We start from the raw sequence: 20,527 nt of genomic DNA, 5'->3' as shown, positions 1-20,527 counted from the left end.
GATGCTTTTCCCGATTTTGGCAAAAAACGTCGAATGTTGTGATGGTTTGCCTGCCCACGGCACCCCGTAGAAGGACCAAAACGCCCCTAGAGACCGCCGTCCCAGTGCCGAATCACGAATTCTCGCAGGTCGTTCTGACGTTTCTGGAACGCTTCGCTTCGGTCGCACTTAAGGCCTATCGCAAGCGCGATGGCGTTCATCGCCCGGTGCAATTGCAGCTGGTGGGCAAACTGAGTCCCGGTGAGGACGATCATCCTAAAGCCCAGCGCGCTCAGCACGGTCATACGCTCCGCATCCGACGCGCTGCGCTGCTTATCAAGATGGTCCGAGCCGTTATATTCAATCCCCGTACCGCTCGCAGGCGCATATACGTCGATCTCGAAATACCCGGCCTTTGCGAGATACTTGAACTCGTTGGGAACATCGACCCAATGGTTGAGCTCGATCTTGGCGTATCCCAGCCCGCCCTGGGAACGTTTTGCTACGACCATGATTGCGGTGGCCGTCTCCATGGGCGACCGCGCGCCATCGTGCACGCGCTTGAGCACGGCGGCCGCGCGTATGGCCCCCTGACGAGATCGGTTCTCATTGCAATAGGCAATCAAGTCGGCAACGGTATACCTCTGCCCCATCTCGATATAATCGCCTGTCGACAGATGATTCAAATGGTATCGGGCGCAGATTTCATAACCATACTCCAGCTGTTCGGGCTCACTCATCCACGAACCCGCTTGGACAAAGCACATGGCCTCATCAACCACCAGAAGGCCCTCTGCCACCTCGATAAGATGGCCTGGAGGTACCGGCGCCCCAAACACGTGGCACCTAAACCCAGCCGGCGTCGAACGCTCAAAATCGAAGTTGACGAGTGTGTCGATATGATCGAGCTCTTCTCGTGGAATACCAAGCGAAACCAGATAGTCGGTAACGATCCCAACTGCTGTCGAAGCCCTCAGTCCCTTGGCATCGAGTCCCAATTTGGGCAGGCTCGCAGTCGGCTCCACCTCGCTAGCAAGCGAGTCCTCGTCGTATAGGCTGCTTGCTCGCGAGAGCGGCTCGGACGGGCGCGCCACGTTGTGGTACAGCCAAGCAGTCTTATGGGACAGGACGATCGGCAGGTCCATGAGCCCTCCAATGGAGTCGGATAACCAACCTTATTCCCCTGCCCACGGGTCCGCACACCTTCGTGCGCAAGAAAGCGATTCCACCCGATCGAGTGGTAGAAAAACCATCACAACATTCGATGTTTTTCCCGTTTTTGGCAAAAAACGTCGAATGTTGTGATGGTTTGAGGCGAGGTGAGGGGCACGGAGGGTCAAAGCATCGTGCTTGGAGCGCGACTTTTTTCGCCCCGCTGCCAACATAAACCTTGACTCTACAATCGTTATAGGGTTTTCACTACACTGGTACGTAAACAAACCCAGCCAGAAAGCCCCACCTATGGAACACGACCTCACACGCGGCAATGTCCTCAAGACCATCGCGGTCTTTGCCCTGCCTTATATGCTCTCGTACTTTTTGCAGATGCTCTACGGCATGGCCGACCTGTACATGATGGGGCAGTTTAGCGGCGCCGCCGGCATCACCGCCGTGGGCAATGGCGCGCAGACGCTCTATATCATTACCGTGGCGCTTGTGGGCCTGGCCATGGGAACGACGGTCATCGTCGGCCACGCCGTGGGTTCGCGCCGCTTTGACCGCGCCGAGGCTGCCATCGGCAACACCATCACGCTCTTTATGGGCGTCTCGGTGGTGCTGGCCGCTGTCCTGCTCGCACTGTGCCCGCAGATCGTGGCACTCATTGGCACGCCAGTCGAAGCGGTCGAAGGCACTGCCGCCTACCTGCGCATCTGCTTTGTCGGCATTCCGTTTATCGCCGCATACAACATCCTCTCGGCCATCTTTCGCGGCCTGGGCGATTCGCGCTCGCCCATGTACGTGATTGGCGTGGCATGCATCATCAACATCGCACTCGATTTTCTGTTTATCGGCCACATGGGACTCGGTCCCGTAGGCGCGGCACTCGGCACGGTAACCGCCCAGACGGCAAGCGTTGCCCTTGCGCTCGTGTGGCTCAAGAGCCGCCGCACGAACATTCACGTTAAGCGCAGCGACCTGCGTCCCCAGCCCGAGGTGCTCGGCAGCATTCTTAAGATCGGCGTGCCCGTGGCCGTACAGGACGGCTGCATCCAGGTGGCGTTTATGTTTATCACCGTCATCGCCAACCACCGAGGGCTCGTCGACGCCGCCGCCGTGGGCCTGGTCGAGAAGATGATCAGCTTTTTATTCATTGTGCCGAGTTCCATGGGCGCCACCGTCAGCGCACTCACGGCGCAAAACGCCGGCGCGGGCAAGGGCGACCGCGCGCGTCAGGTGCTCAAGGACGCCATGACGATCTCGGTAGTGTACGGCTGCCTGATCACGGTGCTGATGTGGCTGGTGGCGCCGGCGTTTATCGGCTTTTTTGCCAAGGACGCTGCAGTAGTCGCCGCCGGCACCGGCTATATGCGCAGCTACATTTTCGACGCGATTTTTGCCGGCATCCACATTTGCTTTAGCGGCTTTTTCGCTGCATACGGCAAGAGCTACATCGGCTTTGCGCACAACGTGCTGGCGGTGGCGCTCATTCGCGTGCCGGGCGCGTGGCTGCTGTCGAACGCCTATTCCGATACGTTGTTTCCCATGGGCATCGCTTCGCCGTGCGGGTCCATTCTGTCGGCGGTCATTTGCGTGATTGCATTTACCGTACTCAACCGCCGCGGGGCTTTTGACAAGTTGGTGGCGTAGCGGGGCAACGCGAGATTGCCCTGATCGATGACATCATCAGCGACGACCCGGCAACCTACGTGACGCAGATCACGGTGCCGGTTGCCCCAGCAAAGTAAGAACCGCCCGGAAGGCATCGTGCTTCCGGGCGGTTCTTCAATTTGGTTATCGACGCCTTAAGCCTCCGGCACCTGACCAGTCGCCAGGATCTGCTCGAGGGCGTCCTCGTCCAGCACGGGTACGCCCAGCTGCTCGGCTTTGGTGAGCTTGGAGCCCGCTTTGGGGCCGGCAACCAGATAGCTCGTCTTCTTGGACACGCTGCCCGAGACCTTGGCGCCGAGCACCTTGAGCGCCGCGCCTGCCTCGTCGCGGGTGCGGTTGACGAGCGTGCCGGTGAGCACGAAGGTCAGACCCGCGAGCGGTTGTGCATCGGCGAGCTCGCCCGCCACGCCCGCGTCGGCTGCGGCTTGTGCATGCGCGGCGCCCAAGTCGACCTCGAGCGACAGACCCGCCTGGCGCAAACGCTCCAGCACGGCAAGGTTTTCGGGCACGGCCAGGAACTGCTTGACGCTCGCCGCAATCTTGGGACCGATGCCCTCGCACTCGGCGATGTCCTCTTCACTCGCCAAGATGAGCTTATCAATCGACAGGAATCGCTCGGCGATGACCTCGCCCACGCTCTTGCCCACGTGGCGGATGCCCAGGGCAAACAGCACGCGACCGAGCGGCTGGCTCTTGGACTTGTTGAGCTCGGCGATGATTTTCTCGGCCGTCTTGAGGCCCACCGGGATGGGGTCGCCCTTCTTGACGCCCTTTTTGCTGTTGGAGCTAGCGTACACGCGCCCTGTGTCCAGGCCTGCGATGTCGTCGACCGTGAGCTGGTAGAAGTCCGCGACATCGTGGATCAGGCCGGCAGCGATCATCTTGTCGACGATCTCGTCGCCCAGGCCGTCGACGTCCATGCAGCCGCGGCTTACCCAGTGAAGCAGGCGCTCCTTGAGCTGTGCGGGACAGTCGATGGACACGCAGCGGTAGGCAACCTCGCCATCCTCGTGGACCACGGGGCTACCGCACACGGGGCAGACCTCGGGCATGTGCCAGTCGACCGAATCGGCCGGGCGTTTATCGAGCACCGGACCTACGACCTCGGGAATCACGTCGCCCGCCTTGTGCACGATGATAGTGTCGCCCTCGCGCACGTTTTTGCGACGGATCTCGTCGATGTTGTGCAGCGTGGCGCGCGCGATGGTGGAGCCGGCAACCGTCACCGGGTCGAACTCGGCGACCGGTGTGAGCACACCGGTGCGGCCCACCTGGATGCGAATCTCGCGCAGGACGGTCTGCTTTTCCTCGGGCGGGAACTTAAAGGCGATGGCCCAGCGCGGTGCGCGGGCGGTAAAGCCCAGGTCGAGCTGCTGCTGGAAGCTGTCGACCTTTACGACCACGCCGTCGATGTCGTAGTCCAGGTCACCGCGGTGTTCGAGCGCCTGGGCACAGAACTCGTGGACCTCGGCGGGTGTGGCACAGCGAGCCACGTTAGGGTTGACGCTAAAGCCGGCGCTACGCAGCCAATCGAGGAACTCGCGCTGGCTGTGGACGTGCAGCGGATCGGTATCGGCGATGGCATAGATAAAGGTAGCGAGATCGCGGCGCGCCGTGACCTTGGGGTCCTTTTGGCGCAGGCTGCCGGCGGCAGCGTTGCGCGGGTTGGCGAAGGGGTCGCGCCCCTCGGCATCGGCCTCGTCGTTCAGGCGCACAAAGCTGCCCTTGGGCATATAGACCTCGCCACGGACCTCGATGGTGCGCTCGCGGTCGGCGCCCATGTGGGCGAGCGCCGGCTCGGACAGGTGCATGGGCACATCCTTGATGGTACGGACGTTGAGCGACACGTCCTCGCCCGTGGTGCCATCGCCGCGTGTGGCTGCGCGTACGAAGGTGCCGTTTTGGTAGGTAAGCGCCACGCCCAGGCCGTCGATCTTAAGCTCGCAGGTATAGGTGACGCTGCCGGCACCGAGCGCATCCTCGGTGCGCTGGAGCCACGCGTCGAGTTCGTCCAGATCCATGGCATCGTCCATGGAATACATGCGCGCCATATGCGTGACCGGCGTAAACTGCTCGCTCACGTACCCGCCCACGCGCTGGGTATAGCTGTCGGGCGTCACCAGGTCGGGGTAGGTGGCCTCAATTTCCTGCAGCTCAACGAGCATCTTGTCAAAGGCGGCGTCCGTGATCTCGGGCGCATCGAGCATGTAGTAGCGATAGGCGTGGTAATCGAGCTCGTGGCGCAGCTCGGCCGCACGCGCTGCCGCCTGGGCACGGGCATCGGCCGGTACGGCGGTATCCGTGCTCGCGGGCGTTTCGGTATCGATGTCCACGCCGTCACCAAACAGGCTCGATTGCTCCATAGCGGCACTCCTTCGCTCGATTTCAAACGGATACTAGAGTACCACCGGTCGCAATGAGGCCGAATAGCGGTCTCGAACCGCACCGAATCGGCAGCCGCCAGACTGGGGTGGATCGCGCGATCAAACCATGCCCCTGTCAGTTCCAAATGATCCGTTTTCCTCCGTCCCCAACGGATCAATAAGAAAAAAGGGCTGTCCCACGTTGATGGGACAGCCCCCCTGGCCTCGATATGTGCGAAACGGCTCGCTAGTAACCCTGACCGTAGCCTTGACCCTGGCCCTGCTGGCCCAGCAGCTCCTCCAGGTACTGGCGCAGCTGTTCGTCGGTAATACCGCCGTTGCCGGTGTCGGTCGCGCTGTCGTCCTGCTGCTGGTTCTGCAGCTCCTCGTCGGAGCCCAGCTCGACGGTAACCTTCTTCTCTTCCTTGCCGCGCATGAGCGTGATCTCGACCTTCTCGCCCACCTCGTGGCTGCGCAGCGCGATGATCAGGCCATCGGCGCTCGAAATCTCATCGTCGCCCAGCTTGGTAATGACATCGCCCTCTTGGATGCCGGCCTTGGCGGCAGGACCGTCCTCGACGACGCTTGCCACGTACGCGCCGCTATCGGTGCTCAGCTTGTTAGTGCGAGCATTGAGCGCGTTGACGCTCGAAAGCGTGGCGCCCAGGTACGGATGAACCGGCGTCTTGCCGTCGATGATCTGGTCGGCAATGTTCTTGGCATAGTTAACGGGAATGGCAAAGCCCACGCCCGAGCTGGAGCCCGAGTAGCTCTCGATGAGCGAGTTGATACCCACCAGCTCACCGTTGTCGTTAACGAGCGCGCCGCCGGAGTTGCCCGGGTTGATGGCGGCATCGGTCTGGATCATGTTGGCATAGATGGTGTTACCGTTGGTAGAGCTCATGGCCGTGGAGCGATACAGCGCCGACACGATACCCGTGGAGACAGACTGCTCGTTGCCGAACGGCGAGCCGATCGCCATGACCCACTCGCCCACGTTGAGCTTGGAAGAGTCGCCGATCTCGATCGGCGTGAGCTTAGAGGCGTCAGCATCCTTGAGCTTGATGACGGCTAGGTCGCTCGAAGCATCGTTGCCCACGAACTCGGCCTCGTAGGTGGTGCCGTCGTCCATGGTCACCACGTACTGGTCATAGCCATCGACCACGTGGTTGTTGGTGAGGATGTGGCCCTCGGTATCGAGCACAACGCCCGAACCGACGCTGCCCGAGCCGTCCGACTCGTCGGCAGACTGCGAAAGCGAGCCATTCTGGCCGCCGCTCGAAGTGGCGGTAATGGAAACCACGGAGGGCAGCGCCTTGGCAGAGACGGCCTCGGCCAGCGTGGTGTCCTCGGAGTCGATCGTAATCTTTTGCGTCGATGAACCCGAAGCACCCGCCGTCACGGCATTCTTTCCGCTGCCAATGTTGAGCGTGCCACTCATAATGAGCGCAATGACCAGCAGGGCGCCGCATGCACAGCCGGCGAGCGCCGTAATAAAGATCGGCAGCTTTTTGGTCTTAGTCTTGACCACGGTGTGCTTGTTTACAACCTGCTGGCTGCCCAGCGGCTTTCCGGTCTGCGTGTCGTAGGCCTGCACGTAAGGAATGTTACTGCCATCGGCAGGCGTCGACTCCACCTGCACGCACGGCTGCTGCTGGGTCTCGCCGGCGTTGCCCGCATCCTGGGGACGCTGGGAATCGTACTCGCTCATAGCTGCGATCCTTTCGTCAAATAACCAAAGGCCCGCCAAACATGTGGCGGGCCATCATTGTTCACGTTGAGTTGTACCCCAAGCTGGGCAGTCCCGAGCACTAGATGCCAAGATTTCAGCTTTGCTTAAGTAATGACATGCTTATAGGCCAATTCGTTTTATGCCGTCATGTCTATTCGATATAACAGTCGATAGCAAAGCTATATGTTGAATCGTTAATGAAGTCCGTAATCGTCGCGCCCATGCCTGATCCGCACGTCCACTTATCCTTCTCCGCGTCGTATGGCGTTGGCCCCCACCCCGTTTCATATGATGCTTCGCCTTCTGCGAAGTAGTTCATCACATATTTATCTTTCTGCATGAGCGCATACCAAGCGTTTGCATACATCACAAGCGGATCGATTTGGACTATCGAGTACTTTCCGGAACGAATCTCAATTTCTGTTTTATCGTTATAATAAGCGACTGTGAGCTCAATCTTGGCAAGCAGCGGCAACGTTTCATCTGATTCCCTCTGGATTGTTATGACATCACCGGCCATAGCGTCGGCAGACACAGTTTTGCTCTCTGGCGTGAAAATAGTCTCTCTGCTTCTTGTTCGCGTTTTTTCATTGCCATTTTCATCTCTGACCACCGTGTCGACCACGAGCGTCAATCGCTTCTGAGCGTCCGGCAACTCCACGGCTTCTGCCATCCCGGCTCGCATCAAAATAGGAGCCCCCGCCATCAGACCTAAGAACTGCTTTCTATCAATCATTCTTCATTCCCCTTGTCTACTTGATTTGACTTTCTCAGCTGAATGGGGATACAGAACAGTCCCGTCAAGTTCCTTATCTTCCACAAAAACTAGAATCCATTTATCACCTGCTTTCAACCCTGAGACATATCCGGAACTTGACTTACGGCGCATATCGATTCTCTTACGGCAACCACTTGGCATAAGCGCCTCAAATTGCCCGTTATGAACATCCGATAGAGCGCGCACCTCGACTGCAACAACCGTGTCGTTTTCTCCCCCATTAGTCGCCCTTAACAGAAAGAAGCTCGCTGCGGTGAGCAAAGCAAAGGAAAGCACCAATAGGAGCATTGCCCTTCGAATGAACTTGTCGCCGTTCACGAGTACAATCAACCCTTGCAATATGTGCCATCGTGAGACGTGTAAATTGATACGTCATATGGAAGAAACTGTAGCTGGTTTGTCCATCCATTCCAAACAACAAGCAGGTACTTCTTGGCATTCGAGTATGTGTTATGCATTGCCACGTAGCCCACAACTGCCATTGCGTGCCCGCTGCCATTTGACCGGAGCCTTCCAGAGAAAATACTCAGATTCCCCGAGTCGGTATTCACCCTAAAGGAATCCCATGACGGATACCAAACGAATGACGTCTCAAGCTCCTTGCCTCGTCTTGCACAAAACTCCTTTAAGGCCGGAGCGGGTTTGTCAGGAGAAGTCTTGCCTTGAGTAAAGTACAGACCAGTCGCTTGATCATATTTCTTTTCTTCTTCTTCCCATGTCCCCGACAGCCTCCAAAGCTCCGAGTATAAATCGGACAATTTAAGGCGGTTCAAAGTCACATAGTGACTGCTAACTGCAAACATTGCCGAAACAGCGCAAGCATAAGTCCCCGTTTCTTTGATAACTTCTGTTTGCGTTGGCGTTATTATTCCCGAAACCGTTTTGCTCGCATCAACAACATATCCCTGTTTATACAAATCCTTGGCAGATACAAAAACGTCATCGAAATGTTCCGGCGATCCGCTGCGATTGCCTCCCGAGGACAATTTATTTGGTACTTTTTTTCCACTTGCGTCTAAAACAATGTTTTTATCTAAGTCGGCAACGCCAACAGTTAGCTCGTCAATCTTTAACGCAACGACGTTATCCGAGGATGCGAGGAGTGCAATTTCTTCGCTTGCACTCTCGATAGGTAAAAGAGCGTTCGGAGCCAAGCAGTATTCGCTGATCCACCAAGATCGCTCTGAATCAAATACGACGTAGCCATAGTTAACGTCATCCCGCTTCGCACGAACGATATACCCGATTGATTCCCCATCGGAATTCACCATTTTTACTGGGTCACAAGCGGTCACCGGCTCATCCGATACATCATCAAAGAAAGCCTGCGCTTGCTCCACAGCTATTTGCGGTGTGACACGGACCAAGTCGTCGTCTCCAAAAACCAACCTTGGAGACATCAGGGCGGCAAGCAACACTATGAATCCGACAATCACCTTTCTCGAATAACGCATTTCTTCCTCCATCCGTGTAGTAGGGAGATACGGTAACTAGATGATATTTGCTAGATAGTGTTATACGTTTGATATTGTTTTTACTGACACACTTTTAATCGGTGAAAGGTCTTCTTTTCGCCCTAAACGAGAAAAGGGTACTGGTGAATTCTCCGGTACCCTCACATTGCCCTCTATTTACTTGCTAGTCCTTAAACAGATAACCCACGCCACGGACGGTGGTGATGTGTGCCGCAATCTGCGGGCCCACCTTGGAGCGGATGCGTCGAATGTGCACGTCGACGGTGCGCGTGCCGCCGCAGTACTCAAAGCCCCACACGCGGTGCAGCAGCACCTCGCGGCTGTAGGCACGGTTGGGGTGCGTGGCCAAAAAGCTCAGCAGCGAGTACTCCATCAGCGTCAGGTCGATGGGCTCGTTATCGAGCGTCACCTGGTAGGTAGCCAGGTTGATCTCGAGGTTATCGATGTTGAGTACATCGTCGGCGGTGACGGTCTCCTCCTCGCCCATCAGGCGCTGCGCACGAGCCTTGAGCTCGTTGGGCGTCGCCGTGGGGCATACAAAGTCGGCATGCGCGTGATTGGGCAGGCGCAGGGTGCCGAGCGCCTCGTCGTCGACGATCACCAGCATGGGAACGCCGCCGCGATCGTCAAGCCACTTGGCGATCTGATCGATGCGGTCGCTACGGATGCCATCGGAATCGAGAATCAGCAGGTCGAAGTCGTGCGCCGCAGTCGGCGAATCGGGGGTGGCCAGGCTCACCTCGACACCCAGGGTAGTCGTCAAGCTGCGGGCAAACTCGTGGAAGCGCGTCGTGCGCGCCATGAACAGGGCACTCTTTTCGGACATATCGGCCTCCAAAGAAATGAGCTCAATCGTACTGGGACAAGCCAGCGCGATTAGGAGTTCGCCAGGTAGTGCTTGATCTCCCACTCGGTGATCGTGGATTCGAACTTATGCCACTCGTCACGCTTCTTTTTAAGGAAGAAGCTGTGGATGTGCTCACCGAGGGCATCCTTCATAAACTGCGAGTCCTCAAATACGTCGAGCGCCTCTTTGAGCGAGCGCGGCAGCGGCGTGTAGCCGGCCTCGACCATCTGACGGTCGGTGAGCTTGAGCGTCTCGGCCGTGGCCTCGGGCGGGAGTTCCAGTTTGCGCTCGATGCCGTCGAGACCGGCCGCCAGCGTGACGGCGTTGACCAGGTACGGGTTGGCCATGGGGTCGGGGCTGCGAAGCTCGATGCGCGTGGACAGCTGCTTGCCGGGCTTGTAGACCGGAATGCGGATCATGCTCGCGCGGTTGCGCAGGCCCCACGTGGCGTACTGCGGCACGGAGTCGCCGCCGGTAGTAATGCGCTTGTAGGAGTTGACCGTAGGGTTGGTGATGGCGCTGATCTCGCGCGCGTGTGCCAGGATGCCGGCCATGTAGTGCTTGGCGACGTCGGAGAGATGGTACCTCTCGTCGCCCTCGCCCCAAAAGACGTTGTTGCCGTCATGGTCGAACAGCGACTGATGCAAAAACATGGCGCTGCCGTCCTCGCCCGCCAACGGCTTGGGCATAAAGGAGGCGTGGCAGCCGCTCTCGTAAGCCTGCTGCTTAATGATGAGCTTGGCCGTGGTAATGGCGTCGGACATACTCAGGGCCTCGGCATGGCGCAGGCTCATGCCGTGCTGTGAGCGACCGGCGGCGTGGAAGGTGTACTCCACGGGCACGGACATCTTCTCGAGCGTGAGGACCGTGTTGCGGCGCAGGTCGCGAGCGGCGTCGCTCACCGAAAGATCGAAGTAGCCCACGTTGTCGAGCGGCTCGGGGGTGTGCTCGTCGGGGAAGTAGTAATACTCCAGCTCGGCACCCACGTTGAGCAGATAGCCAGCCTTCTCGGCCTTGTGAAACATGCGGCGCAGGGCGTCGCGCGGATCGCCGGCAAACGGCTTGCAATCGGGGGTGCACACGTCGCAGAACACACGGGCGACGCCGTTGTGGCTCGGGCGCCACGGCAGGATCTGGAAGGTCGAAGCATCGGGGAATGCGAGCATGTCGGCTTCCTCGGGCGTGGCAAAGCCCTCGATGGCCGAGCCGTCAAAGCCAATGCCCTCCTCAAATGCGACCTCGAGGTCCTCGGGGCTAATGGCAAAGTTCTTGAGACGGCCGAGAATGTCGACAAACCACAGACGCACAAAGCGGATGTCACGCTGCTCTACGGAGCGGAGTACGTAATCGATGTTCTGCTGGTTCATGTCGCTCCCCTTTCTTTCGGGCGGGTTTCGACTGGTCTATATCGCAGATACTATCGCAGAAAAATGTTTCCGCAGGGTTAAAGCGTATCAAGCGCTCAAAAAACGTGCGCGAACAGGCTGTCTGACTTACGCGCGATCATAAAGGATCACTCCTTCGCGCTCGATTACCGCGGCAAGATCGTCATCAAGATGATCACTCGAGACGAGATCAACCTGCCTCCCGGTTTCCTTGCGCACTGCCTCGCCAAACGCCGACAACGCAAAAAGACCAAAGCCCTGCTCGCGATCGACTTCGAGGCGCAAGTCGATATCACTATCTGCACGCGCCTCGCCACGGGCATACGATCCAAATAGGATCACGGTTTTGATGGCGGGAATCGGGCTGGCTGCCTCGCGGACGGCGGACTCAATCTGAGCGGTATCCAAAATGCCCGCTGTGGCGCTTTCGCTCGCAGAGCTTTTACCGAGTGAAGGCACAAACGGCAGCGAGCGCTCGCGCAACATCTGCCTCATGAACATATTGACCGCAACGGACGAAGTCATGCCGAGTTCTTCGCACAGCTCGGCAAATGAATCTTTAATTGACGAGTCCACTCGAACACTCAGCACAGACGCAGCCATGGATACCTCCTGTATGACATTGTCTATATAATATCACACAGACTAGCGCGAGGTCGAAGCGCGGTGTTCGATGTGGCCGGGGACCTCGATGCGCTTGGGGGCGAGCCTTGCGGCCTCGCCCACCGTAGTGGTAACGACATCGATGCGCTCGGACAGACGCTCGACTACGCGCTCGGCAATGGTGAGGGTGTCCTGCGCGGCCGTGGTCACACCGCCAAAGAGCACATGGTTCCAGGGGTAATCGTCAAACGTCGCGATCTTGAGACCCGCCGGCAGCGAGGGGCCAAGCTGCGCCAGCGCCTCGGTCAGACGCAAAAAGACCAAGCCGTTGACGGCAATAAGGCCGAGTTTTTTGCCTGCGTTGCCGCGAATAGTCTCGTCCAGGCGGCCGACGCCCGTGGCGCCGCCGTCGGCCAGGGTGACGACCTCGCCCGCAAGGTCGCGGCGCGAGAGCTCGTCGGCAAAGGCCTCGGCGCGCTCGCGACGCACGGGGCTGTCGTCGCTTGCCTCGGTAAGTAGGCACAGGCGCTCGCTGCCGGCAGCGGTCAAGGCGTCTACCAGGCCGGCGACCAGCTCACGGTTGTTGGAGGTCACCAGATCGATGCCACCATCGGCAACGTCGCGGTCGAGTAACACAACGGGTAGGCGTCCCGCGGCCGCGGCGATTGCCTCGTCGTTGCCGCCACAGGTGTTGACGACCAGGCCGTCCACGCCGGCATCGATAAGTCTGGTGAGCGACTCTGCCTCCTTGGCGGGGTCGTTGCCGCTAATGGCCGTCATGAGCGAGCAGCCGCGCGCGGCGGCGCTGGCGGAAAGCCCTTCGAGCATGGCGCTGGAGAACGGGTTGGCGATGTCGGCCAGAATCACGCCGATGAGGTTGGTGCGCGAGCTGCGCAGATTGCGTGCGGCGGCACGTGGGCGATAGCCGGTGCGCTCGATAACCGCCGCGATGCGGGCGCGGGTCTCCTCGGTCATCTGCCCGGGGCGGTTATTGAGATAGCGCGAGACCGTGGCCGGGCTCACGCCCGCCGCGGCGGCAATGTCCTTGATTCTCATCTGCGCCATAGCGCACCCCGTTTCCCAATTGTCGGCGGTCTGAGCCATTTTAGGCATTTTTTAAAAATCTCGGTTGCAAAACGCTGTAGGTGAGTATACTACAACTCGAAACGAAACCGATTTCGTAAACCGATTTCGGCGAGCGTTGGCACGGAGGTGCAAAGATGCACCCTACCGTCTTGGCACCTCCGTGCCAACGCCATATCAAAGGTGTACGCACGAGCAAGAAGGAGCTGCGCGACCATGGGTAAAACGGTTCTTACCTTCGGCGAGATCATGATGAGGCTCTCGCCCAAAGATCACTTGCGCATTGAACAGGCCACCGAGTTTGACGTTCGCTACGGCGGCGCCGAGGCCAACACCGCGCTTTCCCTGGCCTATCAGGGCGACAAGGCCGCTTACGTCTCCGTTGTTCCGGCCAACCGCCTGGGCGAGTGCGCCCTTCGCTCGCTGAAGGCTTACGGCGTCGACACCACGCGCGTCGTGCGCCAGGGCGACCGTCTTGGCTCCTATGTGTTTGAGGTTGGCGCCTCGCAGCGCGGCAACGGCTGCGTCTACGACCGCAAGTATTCCGCCATCAACATGGCCAAGCGCGACGTCTTTGATTGGGACGAAATCCTCAAGGGCGTCGATGTCTTCTACTTCTCTGGCGTGACTCCCGCCGTGTCCGACGAGATGGCCGCTGCCTGCAAGGATGCCCTCACCGCTTGCCGCGCCAAGGGCATCACCACCGTGTGCGACGTGAACTATCGCGGCAAGATGTGGTCGCCCGAGAAGTCGCAGGCAACCATGAAGGAGCTCCTGCCACTCGTCGACATCTGCATCGCCAACGACGAGGACGCACCCGCCGGCCTTGGTATGACCTGCGTCTCCGGCTCCCTTGCCCACGGAATCGAGGAGCGCGACACCTACGTCGAGATGGCCCGTCAGATCTGCGCCGAGTACGGTTGCAAGAAGGTCGCCTCGGTCGTCCGCAACATCTCCTGCGTCGAGCGCTCCATCTGGATGGGCATGCTCTTTGACGCCGAGAGCGGCGAGCACTGGTTCTCCCCTGCTCACGACGTGCATGTGCTCGAGGGCGTTGCCGCCGGCGACGCTTTCAACGCCGGCCTCGTCCATGCCCTCATCAACGACTTTGACCCGCAGGACGCCGTCAACTACGCCATCGCGGCCTCGATCCTCAAGCTCACCATCAAGGGCGATTCCAATCTGGTGACCGCCGACGAGATCGCCGCTGTGGCCAACGCCGCCGACGGTGGCACCCGCGTCGCCCGTTAATTCGTTCCCCATTCCGCGGACTGCAGCTTTCCATACCCATACCTCTGCAGCCCGCTCCCCGATTCCTCCGGCCAGGTAGAACCACTTAGTCCCATTCCGGTTTTGTCTGGCATTCCTTCACGACTGGCCTCGTAGCCGGTTCCGAAATTGCTTGAACCCCAAGCAGTGCCTCCGATAACCAATCCGGAACCGGCTCATGGCCAATCTTCTTTGGCAATCACGCGCCCGTGCGCGCCTCACATCGAAAGGAACACCATGTTCGATCAGTTCTACACCACGCTTGAATCCCTGGGCATCGTGCCGGTCGTCGTGCTCGACAAGGTCGAGGACGCCGCTCCGCTCGCTCACGCCCTTATGGCAGCTGGTATGAAGTCCGCCGAGGTCACCTTCCGCACCGCCTGCGCCGCCGAGTGCATCACCGCTATGGCCGCCGCCGAGCCCGAGATGTGCGTTGGCGCCGGCACCGTCCTGACCGTCGAGCAGGTTGAGCAGGCCCGCGCCGCCGGCGCCAAGTTCATCGTCTCCCCGGGTTACAACGAGGACGTCGTGAAGCACTGCATCGACATCGACCTGCCCGTCCTCCCCGGCACCGTGACCCCCTCCGAGGTCACCGCCGCCGAGAACCTCGGCCTCAAGGTCACCAAGTTCTTCCCCGCGGCCCAGTATGGCGGCCTGAACACCATCAAGGCCCTCGCCGCTCCGTTTGTCGGCCATCGCTTTATGCCCACCGGCGGCGTGAGCACCGCCAACGTCGAGGAGTACCTGAGCTCCAGCGCCATCATCGCCTGCGGTGGCACCTGGATGGTCAAGCCGGCCCTGTTCGCCGACGGCGACTTCTCCAAGGTCGAGCAGATCGCCCGCGAGGCCATGGACGTCGTCAAGAAGGTCCGCGGCTAACCCTGCCGCCTGAGACGGGGTGAAATGGTGGATTTTCTGCTTGACTTCCCCGCTTGACTCGCTCTCTATCGTGGGGGCGCGACCGAGGCCGCGCCCCTTTAAAACGGCTCGGGTGCGCGCCGTTTCCGTCACGGACAAGAACCGAAACCGTCTTGTATGCTGATAGAACGTGACGGAAGCGACACGCACCCGAGCCGCTTTGTTTATGCGGCTGGCAGGCGCACTCAACTAAGCCACTTCGACAAAAGCCATGTCACCCAAACAGCTGCGGCGCCGTCTGGAGGAATGGATCCTTGCTTCCGATCTTTCCCCCAAGCGGCGCCGCAGCCTTTACTGCATCTCCCAAATTCCGAAAGGAAGGTCACGACATGCGGCCGCTCATCGTAATGAATGGCGAGAATATAGATTGGTTCCACACAGTCATCAGGATGCTCATGTATCTTGCCGGCGTTGCCATCTTGGCACTCGGCATGAGTCTCCAGACGGCATCCGGCTTGGGAGTCGCTGCGCTCACGTGCTTTGCCACAACCCTATCCATGCTCACCGGCAAGACACTCGGCTTTTGGATCACTGCTACCTATGTCGCCTACATCCTGGCGCAATTGGCCATCTTGCGACGCGAGTTCCAGCCGCGCATTTTGCTCGAGCTGTGCTTCTCGACGCTCATCGGCGGCTTCACCGATTTCTTCATGGCGGTCAACCCACTGCATCCCACGGCACTCCCCGCACAGGTTGCGACCATGCTGCTCTCCCTCGCTGTCACCGCATTTGGCGTAAGTCTCGTCGTCAACATGGGCGTTGTCCCCAACGCGCCCGACGGCTTGGTGCAGGTCATTGCCGAAAAGCTTAAACGCCGCTTTGGCGACGTAAAAGTCGTGTTCGACTGCTCACATGTCGCCGTGTCCCTCATTCTGTCGCTCGCGCTCATGCACAACCTAGGCGGCTTTGGCGTGACCACAGCCATCTCGGCGCTGTTCTTGGGCCACGTCATCAACGTCGCCAACAAGCTCTTCGCCCAGCACTTTATCCGCGCGGCATTCGGATAATAGCACCACCGTAAGAACCCGCGAACAGCGCTATACGTTGCTATATCTCACTAACGTTGCTATATCTTGCTATAAATCTACCGCTGCCAGCCAACATACAACAGGCCCCAAGCGGGCAAAGGCTTGGGGCCTGTCTTGCAATATGGTTCTTTTGGCCTATGCGCGCTCGTATTTCGTGGAACGCCCAGTCCCCCGCTTTACAACCGCTTTCCGCCCAATCAGTGATTCAAGCGCCGTCAACGCACGCGCGCGGCTCAACCCCGTCTGCTGCTCAATCTCGCCCCGCGACATTATTCGTCCGACCGACAAAGCCTTGAGAACCTGGGCCTCTTCCTCAGACCCCTCAAAGGCATCGATAACGGGCAATGTGACGGTCACCATGCCGCCGCGAACATCAAATACCGGTCGGCTTAAAGAATCTCGATACGCACGCCTGATTCGCGCGATTCCCGTGCCAAATTTCTCGATGTAATCCAGCTTTAAAAAGACCTCGGCGACAATTGGGTTTCTGAGCACGGATATCTGCCCATACAGGTATTGTTCCGTCGTCAAACCGGCGGGCAGCGATCCGGGCGAAGTGACAACGACGCGATCGTCGTACAGGGCAATTTGAACATTCGCTCGAACGTCCCACGTCCGATGCACCAAAGCGTTTGCAACGGCTTCGCGAAACGCCTCGAGAGGAATTCGATCAGTTTGGACGCGTTCCATCCCTTCGATACGTTCATAACGGTAGTAGCGTGCAAACATAGCCACCGCCCTGTCCACCTGTTCAATGGCGGATACATTTGTCGCCGACTCACGATCCAAGATCACATCCTCGGTATCACCAAAACGGACGCAGTCGATGCCAGGAAAATCATTCTTATCCGCCAAAATCGCCGCAGCGTTGGTATAGCCGACCTTGCCGAGCAAGCGAAGCGTGCGCATAATATCCGACGTTAGCTCAGATATGCCGAGATGTTCGACACACTTTTGTTCGAGCGTGCAAAAACTCAAGTCCTGGCAAGTCGACGCGAGCGCGTCGAACGTTACGTTGCTGCCTTCGAGCGTCAACCTGCCATACTCAAACCGGTCGACCTCCACCGTTGCCGAATCGTTTCGCCTGTAGGCCTTTCCCTTGCTTCGATAGGGTTTGTCCTGTCCCTCATAAACCGTAAGGATTACGGTCCCGTGTTTCTCATCGGGCTCGAGCGTGTAACGGGGAGCGGGATCCAAGCTGTCATTAATCATGTTCTCAATGCGGAGACACTCTGCGACCGGATCTGCAAGGCCGACAGCCACGCCCTCGTCATCAACGCCAAACTCAATCTTGCCCGTCCCGTAGTTTGCATAAGCGCTAACCGTTTTAAGAAACGTCGGCGTAACGCTTTCCTTGTATTCGACTGTAGGGCTCTCTCTAACAACCATACGCCCAGCCTCTTCGTTTCGTACCATTCATGACCGTATTATAAGACGAAAACCGTTTTCGTACAGATTAATAGAAGACGAAAACGGTTTTCGTCTTGATTTGCGTCCGAAATGAGAATGGAAACTGCGCTTTCGTACGCTTATTACCAAACGCAAACTATTTTCGTTCGGCAATACGTCAACAATCCGGACGAAAAAGGCCCCGAGCTCGTGAGTGAACTGGGGGCGTCTGCACCACCTGGGCAGCACAACAACCCCTATTTCATCGCGACTTATGGGGGAAACGATTAGATGGCCGAGTCTTTGGACAGCTCAAAATAGTCGGGATGCAGGGCGATAACCGGGCCCTGCTCCTCGGGCATCAGGTGCAGGTGCGTCTCTGCCAGATAGCTCGCCGCGTCGGTATCGCCCCTCTTAATGGCCTCGAGAATCCGGCGATGCTGCCGACGAATCGGCTCCCAATCCAGATCCTGCGACACCATACGCAACCAGTTGTATCGCTCAAAATGCGTGTTGACGCTCTTCATCCAATCCCACAACATGTGACGGCCAGCAATCACGAAACACGTCTCATGGAACAGGTTATCCAGGTCGAAAAAGCGACGCGTTTCGCTATGGTCGAGCGACTCGGACTCGGCAAGAATCTGCTCGAGCCGATGCTTTTGCTCGGGTGAAGCGGCCGAACAGCATTTTATGAGTACGCTTCTTTCGAGTTTCTCGCGCAAGAAACAGGCATTCTCGGCGTGTTCCATGCTGATCTTAGAGACGTAGGTGCCGCTCTTGGGACGCGTTTCCACCAGCTCTTGCTCGCGCAGGCGCACAAAGGACTCGCGAATGGGCGTGCGTCCGATCCCCGTCTCCTTTTCCAGACCAATCGCCGAAAGGCGTGTGCCGGGCTTGAGCTCGGCATAGATGATCTTGGAGCGCAGTGCGTTGTATGCCTGATCTTGCAGGCTCTGATAATGCTGGTGTTGTTCCATAAAGCCCTCGAATGAAGCTCACGGTTTGTCGAATATCACCACGTAATACTATCGCATCCCGCGGCGCTCCCCGCACAGGTTATGAGCATGTCGCCTCCCCTTCGAGCCGCAGATGGCAAGCATGGCCACAAAGCGCGCAAGCCCACCGCGGCACACGATGCGATGTGTTTGCACCTGCCCTACAACCGCAACATGATTGCGGAGAGTGCACAGGCACAGAGCGAATGGCGGGCATCGCGACAATCGGCCACAACCGTTCGCCTTTTAAAAGTGAACGTTCACCTGATTCTAGGAAAAGCTGCGAGTAAATTCCTCTGCTTCTCCTATACTGAGCTTGTATTAGAAGTAGGACTCATAAAGATGAACGTTTCTTTAGGAAGGATTGCTATGTCTGATCTTATGGACAGCTTCCGCCTAGATGGCAAAGTCGCGCTCGTGACCGGTGCCACCTACGGTATTGGCATGGCCATTGCCGAGGCACTCGGTGAGGCCGGGGCCAAGATTGCCTTTAACGCCCGTCACGCCGACAAAGTCGCCGAGGCCGAAAAGCACTACCGTGAGCTGGGCTTTGATGCTCACGGCTATGTTGCCGACGTCACCGACGAGACCGTCGTCGCCGAGCTCATAGCCAAGATCGAGGCAGATTTTGGCACCACGCCCGACATCCTGGTCAACAACGCCGGCGTCATCCAGCGCACCCCGATGCTCGACATGAGTGCAGAGGACTTCCGCCGCGTCGTCGATATCGACCTCAACGCACCGTTTATCGTGTCCAAGGCCTGCCTGCCCGGCATGATCGCCAAGGGCCACGGCAAGATCATCAATATCTGCTCGATGATGAGCGAACTGGGTCGCGAGACCATCGCCGGCTATGCCGCCGCCAAGGGCGGACTCAAGATGCTCACCAAGAACATCTGCTCCGAGTTCGGCGAGGCCAACATCCAGTGCAACGGCATTGGGCCCGGCTATATCGCCACGCCGCAAACCGCACCGCTGCGCGAGACGCAGCCCGACGGCAGCCGCCACCCATTTGACCAGTTCATCATTGCCAAGACGCCGGCGGCCCGTTGGGGCACGCCCGAGGACCTGAAGGGTCCCGCTGTGTTCCTGGCTTCCGACGCATCGAACTTTGTCAACGGGCACATTCTGTACGTCGATGGCGGCATCCTGGCCTACATCGGCAAGCAGCCACAGTAAGAAAACTGAAAAACTGAAAGGTTAACTCAAATGAAGATCGCACTTATCAACGAGAACTCTCAGAACTCTAAGAACCCAATGATCGAGGCCGCACTTAAGAAGGTTGTTGAGCCCATGGGCCACACCGTCTTTAACTATGGCATGTATGCCGACGCCGACTCCAAGCCCCTCACCTACGTGCAGAACGGCATTCTTGCCGCCGTGCTGCTGAACTCCGGCGCCGCCGACTACGTCGTGACTGGCTGCGGCACCGGCGAGGGCGCCATGCTCGCCTGCAACTCCTTCCCCGGAGTGCTGTGCGGCCATGTTGCCGACCCGCTTGACGCCTACACCTTTGCTCAGGTCAACGATGGCAACGCCGTCGCCATGCCCTTCGCTCTCAAGAACGGTTGGGGCCAGGAGCTCAACCTCGAGTACACCTTCGAGAAGCTCTTTGGCTTTGGCTCGGGCAACGGCTACCCCGCCGAGCGCGTTGAGCCCGAGCAGCGCAACAAGAAGATCCTCGATGGCGTGCGCGCTGTGACCATGCGTCCGCTCGTCGACGTCCTGGGCGAGATCGACCAGGACCTGGTGAAGGGCGCACTTGCCGGCGAGCACTTCCAGGAGTACTTCTTTGCTAACGCCACCGACGAGGCCATCATCGCCAAGGTCAAGGAGATCTTGGGCCTCTAA

The 20,527-nt window shown here is 58.7% G+C and carries 18 protein-coding genes; 6 read left to right on the top strand and 12 right to left on the bottom strand.

Features of this window, described 5'->3' with window-relative positions; all coding sequences use genetic code 11:
- Nucleotides 1-86: 86 nt before the first annotated feature.
- Nucleotides 87-1,124, bottom strand: a complete 1,038-nt coding sequence (locus DW821_RS08195) for a hypothetical protein (protein ID WP_118066427.1) — start codon at nt 1,122-1,124, stop codon at nt 87-89.
- Nucleotides 1,125-1,329: 205 nt separating this feature from the next.
- On the opposite strand from DW821_RS08195, the gene DW821_RS08190 reads away from it, so the two are divergent.
- Nucleotides 1,330-2,787: an MATE family efflux transporter gene (locus tag DW821_RS08190; RefSeq protein WP_370221245.1), complete on the top strand. Its 1,458-nt coding sequence runs from the start codon at nt 1,330-1,332 to the stop codon at nt 2,785-2,787.
- A gap of 155 nt (nt 2,788-2,942) precedes the next feature.
- On the opposite strand, the gene ligA is transcribed toward DW821_RS08190, so the two are convergent.
- The 9 genes from ligA to DW821_RS08150 form a co-directional block, all read right to left on the bottom strand.
- A complete protein-coding gene (gene ligA, locus DW821_RS08185; RefSeq protein ID WP_117583357.1) occupies nt 2,943-5,171 on the bottom strand; it encodes an NAD-dependent DNA ligase LigA in 2,229 nt (742 codons plus the stop codon).
- A gap of 247 nt (nt 5,172-5,418) precedes the next feature.
- Nucleotides 5,419-6,882: a S1C family serine protease gene (locus tag DW821_RS08180; protein ID WP_118066425.1), complete on the bottom strand. Its 1,464-nt coding sequence runs from the start codon at nt 6,880-6,882 to the stop codon at nt 5,419-5,421.
- A 172-nt stretch (nt 6,883-7,054) separates the two neighbouring features.
- Nucleotides 7,055-7,639 (bottom strand): hypothetical protein, encoded by a 585-nt coding sequence (locus tag DW821_RS08175; RefSeq protein WP_117628960.1) that lies wholly within the window; start codon nt 7,637-7,639, stop codon nt 7,055-7,057.
- Nucleotides 7,640-7,642: 3 nt separating this feature from the next.
- Complete coding sequence (locus DW821_RS10140) at nt 7,643-7,999, bottom strand: hypothetical protein (protein WP_117648531.1); 357 nt, start codon at nt 7,997-7,999, stop codon at nt 7,643-7,645.
- An 8-nt stretch (nt 8,000-8,007) separates the two neighbouring features.
- Nucleotides 8,008-9,135, bottom strand: a complete 1,128-nt coding sequence (locus tag DW821_RS08170; RefSeq protein ID WP_117583360.1) for a hypothetical protein — start codon at nt 9,133-9,135, stop codon at nt 8,008-8,010.
- A gap of 184 nt (nt 9,136-9,319) precedes the next feature.
- A complete protein-coding gene (locus DW821_RS08165) occupies nt 9,320-9,982 on the bottom strand; it encodes a response regulator transcription factor (protein WP_006234733.1) in 663 nt (220 codons plus the stop codon).
- A 50-nt stretch (nt 9,983-10,032) separates the two neighbouring features.
- The gene (locus DW821_RS08160) at nt 10,033-11,370 is read right to left on the bottom strand and encodes a glutamine synthetase family protein (RefSeq protein ID WP_117797075.1); all 1,338 of its coding nucleotides are present in this window, start codon (nt 11,368-11,370) and stop codon (nt 10,033-10,035) included.
- A gap of 126 nt (nt 11,371-11,496) precedes the next feature.
- Nucleotides 11,497-11,991 (bottom strand): type II toxin-antitoxin system RelB/DinJ family antitoxin, encoded by a 495-nt coding sequence (locus DW821_RS08155; protein ID WP_117797077.1) that lies wholly within the window; start codon nt 11,989-11,991, stop codon nt 11,497-11,499.
- A 42-nt stretch (nt 11,992-12,033) separates the two neighbouring features.
- Nucleotides 12,034-13,056 (bottom strand): LacI family DNA-binding transcriptional regulator, encoded by a 1,023-nt coding sequence (locus DW821_RS08150; RefSeq protein WP_158566162.1) that lies wholly within the window; start codon nt 13,054-13,056, stop codon nt 12,034-12,036.
- A gap of 234 nt (nt 13,057-13,290) precedes the next feature.
- Between DW821_RS08150 and DW821_RS08145 the strand changes: the two genes are divergently transcribed.
- The 3 genes from DW821_RS08145 to DW821_RS08135 all read left to right on the top strand — a co-directional run bounded on the left by DW821_RS08145 (nt 13,291) and on the right by DW821_RS08135 (nt 16,268).
- On the top strand, nt 13,291-14,325 hold the full coding sequence (locus DW821_RS08145) for a sugar kinase (protein WP_117797080.1): 1,035 nt from the start codon (nt 13,291-13,293) through the stop codon (nt 14,323-14,325).
- A gap of 255 nt (nt 14,326-14,580) precedes the next feature.
- Nucleotides 14,581-15,222 (top strand): bifunctional 4-hydroxy-2-oxoglutarate aldolase/2-dehydro-3-deoxy-phosphogluconate aldolase, encoded by a 642-nt coding sequence (eda, locus tag DW821_RS08140; RefSeq protein ID WP_117797082.1) that lies wholly within the window; start codon nt 14,581-14,583, stop codon nt 15,220-15,222.
- Between the two features lie 368 nt (nt 15,223-15,590).
- A complete protein-coding gene (locus tag DW821_RS08135) occupies nt 15,591-16,268 on the top strand; it encodes a YitT family protein (protein ID WP_117797084.1) in 678 nt (225 codons plus the stop codon).
- A gap of 156 nt (nt 16,269-16,424) precedes the next feature.
- Here DW821_RS08135 and DW821_RS08130 read toward each other — a convergent pair whose 3' ends face one another.
- Together DW821_RS08130 and DW821_RS08125 are read right to left on the bottom strand one after the other, a co-directional pair.
- A complete protein-coding gene (locus tag DW821_RS08130; RefSeq protein WP_158566163.1) occupies nt 16,425-17,678 on the bottom strand; it encodes an ATP-binding protein in 1,254 nt (417 codons plus the stop codon).
- Between the two features lie 287 nt (nt 17,679-17,965).
- Nucleotides 17,966-18,658 (bottom strand): GntR family transcriptional regulator, encoded by a 693-nt coding sequence (locus tag DW821_RS08125; RefSeq protein ID WP_117797088.1) that lies wholly within the window; start codon nt 18,656-18,658, stop codon nt 17,966-17,968.
- Nucleotides 18,659-19,045: 387 nt separating this feature from the next.
- Here DW821_RS08125 and DW821_RS08120 point away from each other — a divergent pair, with 387 nt between their 5' ends.
- The gene (locus DW821_RS08120) at nt 19,046-19,855 is read left to right on the top strand and encodes a gluconate 5-dehydrogenase (RefSeq protein WP_117797090.1); all 810 of its coding nucleotides are present in this window, start codon (nt 19,046-19,048) and stop codon (nt 19,853-19,855) included.
- A gap of 30 nt (nt 19,856-19,885) precedes the next feature.
- Nucleotides 19,886-20,527, top strand: coding sequence for an RpiB/LacA/LacB family sugar-phosphate isomerase (locus tag DW821_RS08115; protein ID WP_055309683.1), 642 nt, complete (start codon nt 19,886-19,888; stop codon nt 20,525-20,527).

This window comes from Collinsella sp. AM33-4BH, assembly GCF_003469205.1.
In the GTDB taxonomy this organism is placed as follows: Bacteria; Actinomycetota; Coriobacteriia; order Coriobacteriales; family Coriobacteriaceae; genus Collinsella.
The sequence above is the reverse complement of the archived record's forward strand: the minus strand, read 5'-3'. Positions and strand labels throughout refer to the sequence as shown.